At 68.8% G+C, this 10,801-nt stretch carries 11 protein-coding genes; 6 read left to right on the top strand and 5 right to left on the bottom strand.

What is annotated here, in order from left to right; genetic code table 11:
• Positions 1 to 14 precede the first annotated feature (14 nt).
• The 3 genes from ACLJPX_RS41810 to ACLJPX_RS41800 all read right to left on the bottom strand — a co-directional run bounded on the left by ACLJPX_RS41810 (position 15) and on the right by ACLJPX_RS41800 (position 2,978).
• The gene (locus tag ACLJPX_RS41810; RefSeq protein ID WP_101613082.1) at positions 15 to 755 is read right to left on the bottom strand and encodes a hypothetical protein; all 741 of its coding nucleotides are present in this window, start codon (positions 753 to 755) and stop codon (positions 15 to 17) included.
• 56 nt (positions 756 to 811) lie between these two features.
• Positions 812 to 2,266 (bottom strand): hypothetical protein, encoded by a 1,455-nt coding sequence (locus tag ACLJPX_RS41805; protein ID WP_101613081.1) that lies wholly within the window; start codon positions 2,264 to 2,266, stop codon positions 812 to 814.
• Between the two features lie 79 nt (positions 2,267 to 2,345).
• Positions 2,346 to 2,978 carry a peptidase inhibitor family I36 protein gene (locus ACLJPX_RS41800; RefSeq protein WP_410605713.1) on the bottom strand — a complete coding sequence of 211 codons (633 nt, stop codon included), beginning with the start codon at positions 2,976 to 2,978 and terminating at the stop codon, positions 2,346 to 2,348.
• Positions 2,979 to 3,131: 153 nt separating this feature from the next.
• Between ACLJPX_RS41800 and ACLJPX_RS41795 the strand changes: the two genes are divergently transcribed.
• The 5 genes from ACLJPX_RS41795 (at position 3,132) to ACLJPX_RS41775 (ending at position 8,305) form a co-directional block, all read left to right on the top strand.
• Positions 3,132 to 3,530, top strand: a complete 399-nt coding sequence (locus ACLJPX_RS41795; protein ID WP_410605712.1) for a hypothetical protein — start codon at positions 3,132 to 3,134, stop codon at positions 3,528 to 3,530.
• A gap of 99 nt (positions 3,531 to 3,629) precedes the next feature.
• Positions 3,630 to 4,067 carry a PPOX class F420-dependent oxidoreductase gene (locus ACLJPX_RS41790; RefSeq protein ID WP_410605711.1) on the top strand — a complete coding sequence of 146 codons (438 nt, stop codon included), beginning with the start codon at positions 3,630 to 3,632 and terminating at the stop codon, positions 4,065 to 4,067.
• 343 nt (positions 4,068 to 4,410) lie between these two features.
• Entirely contained in the window at positions 4,411 to 6,915 is a 2,505-nt protein-coding gene (locus ACLJPX_RS41785) for a PQQ-dependent sugar dehydrogenase (RefSeq protein WP_410605838.1), read from the top strand.
• 213 nt (positions 6,916 to 7,128) lie between these two features.
• On the top strand, positions 7,129 to 7,731 hold the full coding sequence (locus tag ACLJPX_RS41780; protein WP_410605710.1) for an RICIN domain-containing protein: 603 nt from the start codon (positions 7,129 to 7,131) through the stop codon (positions 7,729 to 7,731).
• A 64-nt stretch (positions 7,732 to 7,795) separates the two neighbouring features.
• A complete protein-coding gene (locus ACLJPX_RS41775; protein WP_410605709.1) occupies positions 7,796 to 8,305 on the top strand; it encodes an NUDIX domain-containing protein in 510 nt (169 codons plus the stop codon).
• Here ACLJPX_RS41775 and ACLJPX_RS41770 read toward each other — a convergent pair.
• On the bottom strand, positions 8,280 to 8,891 hold the full coding sequence (locus ACLJPX_RS41770; protein WP_410605708.1) for a TetR/AcrR family transcriptional regulator: 612 nt from the start codon (positions 8,889 to 8,891) through the stop codon (positions 8,280 to 8,282). The genes ACLJPX_RS41775 and ACLJPX_RS41770 overlap by 26 nt on opposite strands.
• Positions 8,892 to 8,981: 90 nt before the next feature.
• On the opposite strand from ACLJPX_RS41770, the gene ACLJPX_RS41765 reads away from it, so the two are divergent.
• A complete protein-coding gene (locus ACLJPX_RS41765) occupies positions 8,982 to 9,851 on the top strand; it encodes a sterol desaturase family protein (protein WP_410605707.1) in 870 nt (289 codons plus the stop codon).
• On the opposite strand, the gene ACLJPX_RS41760 is transcribed toward ACLJPX_RS41765, so the two are convergent.
• On the bottom strand, positions 9,848 to 10,756 hold the full coding sequence (locus tag ACLJPX_RS41760; RefSeq protein WP_410605706.1) for a hypothetical protein: 909 nt from the start codon (positions 10,754 to 10,756) through the stop codon (positions 9,848 to 9,850). The genes ACLJPX_RS41765 and ACLJPX_RS41760 overlap by 4 nt on opposite strands.
• Positions 10,757 to 10,801: the final 45 nt, after the last annotated feature.

The raw sequence follows: 10,801 nt of genomic DNA, 5'->3' as shown, positions 1-10,801 counted from the left end.
CGCCCGCCGTCCCTTTAGAGCGTGTCCGACGCGGCCGCGCGCAGCGTCCCGCCGCCGTTGGCGACCGAGACGACGTTCAGCGCGAGCAGATCGTCGAAGGCCGCGTCGGCGGCGAGTTCGCGCACCTGCACCTGATAGCGCGGTGTCGTGCGGTAGGTCCCGCCCTGCTCCCCGCTGACCTGCACGAGAAAACCCTGATCAGCGAGGAAGCGCAGAGCGCGCGCGACCATGCCGCGGGTGGTGTCCGACGCCAGCCTGCCGTCCTTGGTCGCCGCGGCGGCGGGACGCCGGGCGTAGGCGCGCCAGGCCTGTTCGAGTTCGGGCGCGTCGGCCAGCGGGTCGTTGTTCGACTCGGCTTCGGCCGCGCGCTCGTCGAGGATCCGACACGCCTCGCGCACCATCGCGTCCACCTGCTCGACGCTGACGCGGCCGATGTAGGTGTCGTTGGCGAGGTCGTCCGGGCGCGGGTAGCCGAGCGCGGCGGTGGCCAGGTGGATGAGCCCGTGCAGAACCTTTTCGGTCTCACGGCGTTCGCGGATCTTGCTCTGCCGCGCGTAGCTGTCCATCTTGATCTCGAAGACGGACTCGTCGGTCGCCGCCAGCACGGCGCCTGCCTGGAGGTTGACCTCCAGCACCATCAGCCCGAGCCCGGCCGCGACGGCATGCGTGAGCTGTTTGAACGCCCTGTCCTCGCCGTAGCGCCGGACGAGGTCGCCGTAGACGACGTCCCGCGAGGGCAACTGCTTCGGGCGCATGCCGAACGAGACGAGCCGGGCCGCGTTTTCGACGTCCCCTGTAGAAAACCCCGTCGTCACGCGACCTCCTCCTCTTCTTGGTCTTCACGATCGACCCTGGCCGACGAAAGCAGCAGATCCGCTCCGCCGAACTCGGGGTCTTCGAGCAAAGTGCCGTCGTCGACGGCCAGCAGTACCTGGCGCTCCCCCAGCCGGAGCGCGGCGCCGACCTCGGGACTGTAGGCGTGCACCGCCCGCAACGCGACCAGGGCGGGCAGCCTCGGATCGATCTGGCGCGCCTCTTCGAGCAGCCCGGACAGTCTTCGTGGCACCTCGGGCAGGTCGAGCAGGTCGTCGGCGAGGCGCCACTGCTCGTCGCCGAACTTGTCGGTGACGTCGGCGGGCATCAGCTCGGGTTCGGGGATCTCGCCGACGAGCTGGTCGCGTTCCGGTGCCGGCCGCAGCAGCAGCGACACCAGCGAGGACAGCGACGGCACGGTCGGCGGGGAGATCCCGGCCCCGGCGTGGAAGAACGACTCGGCGGGCGCGACGGCGTCGGCGATCGGCAGGCCCAGCGTCGGCATCAGGAGCTGGCCGAACAGGTCGATCGTCGCGCGCTGCGGCGGCCCGGAGAACTGCTGGCGGTCCTGTTCGGCGCGGAACACCGCTCCGGCGTCGGCGAGCCGTGACTGCAGCCGGGTGTGGCGGCGGATGCAGTCGCCGACGATGTCGACGAGTTCGGCGGCGCGGCGTTTGCGGTCGAGGTCCTCGGTCTCGTCGCGGGACGCGGTGATGTTCTTGAGGATCGCGTTCTCGGCGCGGAAACGGGACTCGATATGGGACAACGCCTGGTCGAGCAGGTCCGGGACCTCGCGCTCCCAGTCGACCGCGCGCACGTCGCGCCGGGTGGCGTCGAGCTTCGCGCGCAGCGTCTCGCCGTACTGGACGGTGCGGTAGCGAGCCTGTTCGGCGGCGAGCTTCGCGTCGGCGAGGCGGCCGCGGTTGATCAGGTTCTCGAGTTTGACCTCGGCCGCGATCTGGGCGGACTCGACATCGGTGTCCAGCGCGCCGACGAGCACGTTGATCGCCTCGTCGGTGGCGCGCAGGTAGACCTCGCCGTCGGGCGCGGCCAGCTCGACGAGCAGCTTGAAGTCGAACTGCCGCCGCTGGTAGCCGCCGCCTGGGCCGATCGAGCCGTAGACCCGGCGGAACCCGCGATCGGTGGTGCCGACGTTGATCAGGTTGTCGAGCACCCAGCGCGCGACCTTGGCGTGCTCGTCCGGCGTCCGGCCCGGCGCCTGGAGCGCGACGAACGGCAGGAGCCGCACGATCACCTGTTCGTGGTCGGCGCCGGTGTCGAAGTCCATCGACACGGTGACCTGGTCGATCGTGTGCAGCGCGATCTCGGCCATCTGGTAGATCGTGGCGTCCGCCCAGTCCAGCTTCGCCTTGCGCGCGTCGAGGTCGTGCAAGGGCGCGGTGCAGGCCAGCGCCTTGAGGCGGCGGGTCAGCCCCTCGTCGGCCAGCCCCATCCCGGTCAGCTCGTCGTCTCGCACAGCAGGCCAGGTTAGTCGCCGCCCCCGTGACCCCGCTCGGGTGACCGGGCGGAGCTCAGGTGTGGATGTAGGACTGGATCAGGATCGAGGGCTCGGTGCCCCCGCGATGCTGCAGAATCGTGCGGTCGCCCCCGGCGCAGTCCCGCCCGGCGTAGCCCCAGTGCCGTTCCGCGCTGCGGTTCGCCATCGACCTCGCGGGGAAGGGCAGCGGGACGCACTGGCGGCCGTCCCCGGCCCAGTCGGGCGGGAGTTGCACCTTGGCCCCGCCGTAGCCGGGTTCCGGCCAGAAGCAGAGAAAGCCCTCCGCGCACTCCGGAGCAACGACGGCCGCCGGAACCGGGCTGGAGCGGTCCGTGGACAGCACGAGCACGACGGACGCGGCGGCGAGCACGGCGGCCACCGCCGAGCCCACCCGGATCGCGCGTCTTCGCCATGACCGGGCAGGCGGGCTCGCCGCCACCTCGCTTCGGATCCGTTCGAACTCCTCGAACAGTTCCGGCTTCCCGCACCCTCGCAGATAGCAACGCAGCTGCCCGGCGGTCGGCAGCAGGCCGTTCTCGATGTTGGACACCCGTTGCCGGGTCAGCGCATCCTGGCCGAGCACCGACCGTTTGGCGACGCATTCCTGTGTGAGTTTTCCGCGCACCTCGCGCAGTCGTGCGCCGAAGTCCTTCTCCGCAGTGGACATGGTCCACCCCCTCCCCACCGACCAGTCTGACGCATCCGGCCACGGTGTCGCGGGACAAACCGGGACACGGCGCGACACCGTTTTCCCTGTTCAGACGGCCTTCCCGGCTGCTGTCGTGGAGGTGTCGGACAACCGATCAGGGAGGAATTCACCATGAAACGTTCACTCGTTCCGGTGGCCGCGGCCGCCGCTTTGCTCGTCTCGGGCCTGGGTTGGACGCCGGCTTCGGCGTCGGAAGCGGGCAACTGCACCCCGGTCGTGAACTGGTGCGGCGGGGTCTTCAACGACACCCCGCGCGTCGTCACGGTGTCCAAGAACTTCAACGGCCAGATCTACACCGACACCACGCCGCTGAGCGCGGGCGGACGGACCGGCGCGCGCACCGACATCGACGGCGTCCGGATCCCGGTCGGCTGCACCGCGCACCTGCGCACGATCGTCAACCGGTGGGGCGGTGAGGACTACGACGGCGGGGCGGCTTACGGATCGGGCACCTGGCATCGCATCCACGACGACGAGGTCGTCAAGATCACCCGGCTCAGCTGCCGGTAGCCGGGCCGGGACGCTGCCCGGTGACCGGGGGTCCGGGCAGCGTCCACCCCCGGGTGACCGAGGCTGCTCGCCACCGCGCGCCCCGGTAGCGTCTGATCCATGCGTGAAATGAGCCGGGACGAATGGTGGGACTTCGCGAGCCGGGGCACCCGCACGGGCATGCTCGGCCTGGTCCGCGCCAACGGCGCGCCGATCGTGACGCCCGTCTGGTTCCTGCTGAACGAGGGGCCCGACGGGGACGAGCTGATCTTCACCACCGGCACGGACACCCTCAAGGGGAAGGCGCTGCGGCGCGACCCGCAGCTCTCGCTGGCCGTCGACGACCAGAAGCCGCTGTACTCGTATGTGCAGTTCACCGCCGAGGCGGTCTTGCACCACGACTACGACGAGATGCTCGAATGGGCGACCAGGCTCGGTGGCCGGTACATGGGCGAGGACCAGGCCGAGGCCTACGGCAAGCGCAACGCGGTGCCCGAGGAGTCCTTGGTGCGGGCCAAAATCGTGAAGGTGATCGCGCGGGCGGACATCGCCGGCTGACGCCACCTTCTCTTCTCCGCGTTCAGTCCTCTGGATGCGGTACTTGCACACGCAACTACCGCGTCCAGAGGACTAAACGCGGTCAAAAGGGGTCGCCGTCCCGCTGACCGCGACGCCGGGCATCACGTTCCGTGAGTGTCATCGTCGACTATTGACACGAAGCACCCGCTGGTGTGTGATCTGAACCATAGATAGGAAAGTTTCCTAACTAAAACTCCCACTCCCCCGCCGGGTCCGCCCGGTCCGCCGTTGCACCCTCCCGACCCCGACTTCACGCATGGAGGCTCCAGTGGCACCCCGACCACCGTGGCGCGCGCTTCTCACGTGTGCCGCCGCGACGGCGATGACCTTCGCCGTCCTGCCGGCTCTGCCCGCCGGCGCGGCACCGACCGAGCACGAATCCGAACTCGCGACCATCTCCCAGGGCGCCGTCGAAGCGAACCACGCGGGCTATTCCGGCACCGGGTTCGTGAACTTCGACAACGTCGCCGGCAGCTATGTCGAGTACACGGTGAACGCCGCGCAGGCCGGAACCCAGACGCTGACTTTCCGCTATGCCAACGGAACCACGGTCGACAGGCCGGTCTCGCTGAGTGTCAACGGCACCGCCTCCGGAACGCTTTCCTTCCCCGGCACCGGCGCGTGGACCACCTGGAAGACCGTCACCAAGGACGTCACGCTGGCCGCCGGGGCCAACAGGATCCGCACCACCTCGACGACCGCCAACGGCGGGCCCAACGCGGACAAGCTCACCGCGAGCGGAGTGCTCGACGCGGAAGCGCCGACCCCGCCGAAGAACCTGGCCGCCAAGGACGTCAAGGCCCGCAGCGCCACCTTCACCTGGGAAGCCGCGACCGACAACGTCGGCGTGGTCCGCTACGACGTCATGCGCGGCGGCAATGTCCTCAAGACCGTCGACGGGAACACGCTCACCACGACCGTCGACAACCTGCAGCCGAACACGGCCTACGACATCTCGGTCGGCGCCTTCGACGCGGCCGGGAACCCTTCGCAGCAAAGCAATGTCGTGCAGTTCACGACACCGTCCAGCGGGGACACCACACCGCCCACCGTGCCGGGCAACCTGCGCTCGACGTCGGTGACGGCGAACAGTGTCTCCTTGGCGTGGAACGCTTCCACCGACAACAGCGGCACGATCGCGGGCTACGACGTCTACCAGGGCACGACGAAGGTCGCGACGACACCTTCGCTCGAAGCGACGATCACCGGGCTGACGGCGAACACGTCGTACACGTTCACGGTGAAGGCGCGTGACCTCGACGGCAATGCTTCCGGCGCGAGCAACGCACTGACCGCGAAGACGAGCGGCAACGCGGGCGGCGGGATTCCCGAGTACGACAAGGACATCACGAAGGCCGACCTCGCCTGGTCCGTCGACTTCCTGCCGGACGGCACGGCGCTGGCGACCGAACGGGACCGGTTCGAGATCCTGCGGATCACCCCGTCGGGCCAGAAGACCACGGTGGGCAAGGTTCCCGGCGCTGTCGGCACCAACGGCGAGGGCGGGCTGCTCGGCATCGCGATCTCGCCGAACTACGCCACCGATCACGCGATCTACCTGTACCACACGGCTTCCGGCGACAACCGGATCGTGAAGATGACCTACGACAACGGGACGCTGTCCTCGACGTCGACGCCGGTGCTCACCGGGATCGCGAAGAACCGTTACCACAACGGCGGACGGATCCGCTTCGGCCCGGACGGCAAGCTCTACGTCACCGCGGGCGACGGGCAGAACAAGGACACCGCGCAGAACAAGGGTTCGCTCAACGGGAAGATCCTGCGCGTCAACCCCGACGGTTCGGCGCCGGGCGACAACCCGTTCTTCTCCACCGGCGGCAACGCCCGGTACGTCTGGAGCTTCGGGCACCGCAACCCGCAGGGCCTCGCCTGGGATTCCCGCGGCCAGCTGTGGGCCTCGGAGTTCGGCGACGGCAAGCTGGACGAGCTCAACCTGATCCAGAAGGGCGGCAACTTCGGCTGGCCCCAGTGCGAAGGCACCGACGGCTCCTGCGGAGGCACTGTCGCGCCGAAGAAGACCTGGCCGACCAGTTCCGGCGGGCCGAGCGGGATCGAGATCGTCAACGACTGGGTCTACGTCGCGGCCGTCACCAGCGAGCAGCTCTTCGCCACCCAGATCAACGCGGCGGGCACCGGCGTCGGCCCGGTGCAGTCGCTGTTCTCCGGCCGCTGGGGCAGGCTCCGCTCGGTCACCAAGACCCCGGACGGTGGCCTGTGGGTCACCTCGACCAACGCGGACAAGAACGGCGGCACGCCGAGCGGGATCGACAACGTGGTGGTGCGGTTGAAGTTCCCCGGTTCCTCGCAGCCGGGAGCGTTCAAGCTGGCCAGTTCCGCGTTCGCCGACAACGCGTCCATCCCGGCCAAGTACACCTGCGCCGGCGACGGCACCGCGGGCCAGGACACCTCCCCGCCGCTGGCGTGGGGTGCCGGGACCACCGGCGCCAAGGGGTACGCCGTCGTCTTCGCCGACGTGGCCAACAACGGGAACAAACTGCACTGGGCGATCTGGGACGTCCCGGCGTCGGCCACGTCGCTCCCGGAAGGGCTGGGCTCGGGCTTCGCCGTGCCGAACCAGAACGGCGCCAAGCAGAAGGCCATGGGCAGCGGGGCGAACGCGCAGAAGTACTTCGGCCCCTGCCCCGGCGGCTCCAGCCATCCCTACACGTTCACGCTCTACGCGCTGAACACGGCGACGGTGCCGGGCCTGACCTCGTCCTCGACGATGGCGCAGATCGAGACGGCGATCAAGAACGCCTCGACGGCCAACGTCAAACTGCGCGGCAATTCCAACGCCGCGTCCTGAGTCGCGGGCGGGGTGTCCGGAGCGGCGCCGGACACCCCGCCCGTATCCACCCGAGCCGGGAATCGCCACCTCGTCCGGGATTTCCCGGCGGGGTGGCGTTTTCGTGGGAAACAACCTCGTTGACGCGGCGTCAGCGGACCGGCAGGATCATGGTCAAGCAGGCTGTCCTGGTCGGGGCCCAGTTGAGACACCTGCGGCGAACTGGGGAGAAGAATGCGTAACCTGAAGCGGTTCCTCGTGTCCATGACCGTCCTCGCCGGGTTCTCGGCGCTGTTCAGCGCGCCCGCCGCCCAGGCGGACGAGCGCGTCGATCTCGGTCAGCTGTCGCTGCGTCCCGCGAACGTCCGCGGTGCCGGCTTCAGCGCGCAGCAGCAGGCGTACCTGCTCGGCCCGGCTTCCGACGAAAGCCGCTGCCTGGACGCGGACCTGGGCACCATCAACGGCAACGGCACCAAGGTCCAGCTCTGGACCTGCATCATCAACCCGGACAACACCATTCCGGCCAACCAGGCGTGGTACATCACCCAGATTCCGGAGGGGCACTACCGCTTCCAGAACGTCCACAACGGACGTTACCTGGACGCCGACCTCGGCTCGATCAACCGCAACGGCACCAAGGTCCAGCTCTGGGACTACGTGGCGGGCGGCTCGAACCAGTGGTTCACCGTGACCGAGAACCCCGAGGGCTTCCTGCGCCTGCAGAACGTGCGCAGCGGCCGTTACCTCGACTCCGACCTCGGTACGGCGGGCCGTGACGGCGGCGTCGTGCAGCTGTGGGACTACGTCGCGGGCGCCAAGAACCAGTGGTGGTTCTGATCGGTTCACCGAACCCGTGAGTTCCTGATGTCCGGGTCCTTCACCGGCCGCTAGGCTTCGGCCGGTGAAGGACTGGACGTTCTGCCCTCGCTGCGGCGAGCGGACGCGGCTCGCCGGGCACGGCCAGGAGACCCACGCCGAATGCCCCGCCTGCGGCTTCACCAAGTACGACAACCCGCTGCCGACCACGGTCGGCCTCATCCTCGACGGCGACCGGATCCTGTTGCTGCGCCGGGAACACGAGCCCGAGAAGGGCAGCTGGGACACCGTCGGCGGCTTCCTCTCCGGCGCCGAGAGCGCCGAACAGAACCTGGTCCGCGAAGGACTCGAAGAAATCGGCTGCGAACTCGTGAACCTCCGGTTCGCCGGGTCGTACCCGTCGGTCTACGGCGACACCGGATGGCGGACCATCGGGCTCGCCTTCACCTGCGAACTCCCGCCGGACGCGGAAATCGTGTTGTCGGAGGAGAACTCCGAGTACGCCTGGTTCCCGCTGACCGACCGCCCGCCGCTCGCCTTCACCGACTGCGAGGCCGCGGTTTCGGCGCTCACCAGCCGAACAGATTCCGCATGATCCGCGAACACCGCTCGGTCATCGCCGCGGCGTCCTGATCCGGCTGCTCGATCCACCAGCTGATCAGCGAATCGACCACCCCCGTCCACACCTGGGCGATCGCCTCGATGTCGCGTTCGTCGTCCAGCCCGCGCGAGCGCATCAGCTGGGCCGCGCCGATCAGGGCGAACCCGTCGAGCCGGTAGCGGTAGTCGACCGCGACCCCGGCGATCTCCCCGGTCGAGGGCACCGTCGGATCGCGGAGCAGCTTCCAGGCGTACCGGTCGTTGTCGAACGTCTCGAAGATGGCCGAAAGCACCGCGAGCGGCATCCGCTCCGGTGGTTCCCCCTCCGCCGCCATCGTCTCGGCGACCCCTTCGGTCAGCCTGTCCCCCGCCCGGTGCAGGCAGGCGAGATACAGCCCGTCCTTCGAGCCGAAGTACTGGTACAGCAAGGGTTTCGTGACACCGACCCGGCGGGCGATCTCCACCATCGACGCCCCGGCGTACCCGTTCTTGCCGAACTCCTCCGTACCGGCGCGCACGATCTGCGTCTCCCGCTCTTCGCGGGGCATGCCCTTCGTGCCGACGGCCCTTGCTTCTGTCACGGCGGTTATCTTACCCTGAGGTAAATGACCCTAGGGTAAGTTACCTAAAGGTCAGATCTCGACGGCGAGACTGGAAGAGGGTGCGGTGCGGTGGCGGATTTTCTGGCCCATCTGAGTGACCCGGTGCTGATGGCGACACCGGTGTTCCTGCTGTTCGTCGCGATCGAGATCCTCGCGCTGCACGTGCTGGGCCACGACGACAACGTCATCGGCTACAGCGTCAAGGACACCCGGACCAGCATGTCCATGGGCGCGGTGGCGGTCGTGATCAACGGCGTCTTCCGTATCGCGATGCTGTTCGTGTTCGCCGCGCTCTACGAACTGGCGCCGGTGAAGTTCAGCCCGCACGACTGGTGGACCTGGGTCTTGATGCTGCTGGGCCAGGAGATCGTCTTCTACGCCTACCACCGGGCGAGCCACCGCGTCCGGATCATGTGGGCGGGCCACCAGGTCCACCATTCGAGTGAGCACTACAACTTCTCGACGGCGCTGCGGCAGAAGTGGACCCCGTACTTCCAGCTGCCGTTCTGGTCGATCCTGGCCCTCGCCGGCATCCCGCCGTGGATGATCCTCACCGGCCTGTCGATCGACCTCGTCTACCAGTTCTTCGTGCACACCGAGAAGATCCGGAAGCTGCCGCGCTGGTTCGAGTACGTGTTCAACACTCCTTCACACCATCGTGTGCACCACGGCAGCGACCAGGAGTACCTGGACGCGAACTACGGCGGCATCCTGATCATCTGGGACCGGATGTTCGGCAGCTTCGTCCCCGAGGGCAAGCGGCCCACCTACGGGCTGACCAAGAACGTCGAGTCCCACAACCTGCTCAAGGTCGGCTTCCACGAGTACGGCTCGATCCTGCGTGACGTCCGCGCGGCCGGATCGTGGCGGGACAAACTCGGCTACGTGTTCGGCCCTCCGGGCTGGCAGCCCGCGGAGGCCAGGGCGGTGAGCGTCTAGGCCAGCGCCGCGGAAAGGACTTCGCCGGTCCGGCGTTTCGCCAGATAGAACGCCGCCTCGTGCGGTTTCGCCCCGTTGTCGACGGTGTACCCGCTGTCCAGGACACCGTCGGCGCCGGGGAACAGCGGCGTGAGGTCCGGACGCGCGGCGACGAGGTCGTCCCGGTCGGCCAGATTCACCCAGCGCGCGACGCCGGGCGGGACGGACGGCGGCTGCGGGCGGGTCCGCTCGTAGACCACCGTGCGCAGCCCGAGCGGCGAGCCCAGGGTGAGCAGCAACGGCAGCGGGCGGCCGTGCAGATGGGCGGCCTCGTACGCGACGACCGAACCGAGCGAATGCCCGATGATCGCCTCGGTCTCCGGGCCGAGGTGCTCGGCGACCCGTTCCTGCACGCGTTTCCGGATCGTCTCGTCGGTGAGATACAGCGTCACCTGCCTGAGCGCCTTCACCACGACACGTTCGGCGAACGCCACCCCGAGCTTCGCGAACGGCCGCAGCCGGACCAGCGCGTTCAGCACCGGCCGGGCCGCGGCGCGCACACCTTGGTACTCCTCGGAGGTTCCGCCCAGTCGCGCCAGTTCGGCCTTCGCCCTGTCCCGATCCGTCTCTCTGGACGCCGAAATCGCCGCGTTCCGCAGCCATTCCCCCGCCAGGGCCTCGGCGAGCCACCACTCTTCGGCGGTCAGTTCGTCATCGCCGCCCTGCTGACCGTCGCGGAGGAAAAGGTCGCCGTAGAAAGCCATCCTGGCGTCGCCCGGCCGGGCGTCGCGCCACAGGGTGTCGGCCAGCGCGGGGTCGCCGGCGAGCCGGGCGCCGCCCGCGAGACTCGGCAGCCATTCCGCCTCCAGGGTGTCCGCGGACTTCTGTTCCTGGGCGATGCCGTGCACCAGAACGATCCGAGCCATGCGACCAGTATCGCCGAAGTGCTTGCCGGTGCACCGCCGATGCGA

This window comes from Amycolatopsis sp. lyj-90, from assembly GCF_046549035.1.
Classification (GTDB): domain Bacteria; phylum Actinomycetota; class Actinomycetes; order Mycobacteriales; family Pseudonocardiaceae; genus Amycolatopsis.
The sequence above is the reverse complement of the archived record's forward strand: the minus strand, read 5'-3'. Positions and strand labels throughout refer to the sequence as shown.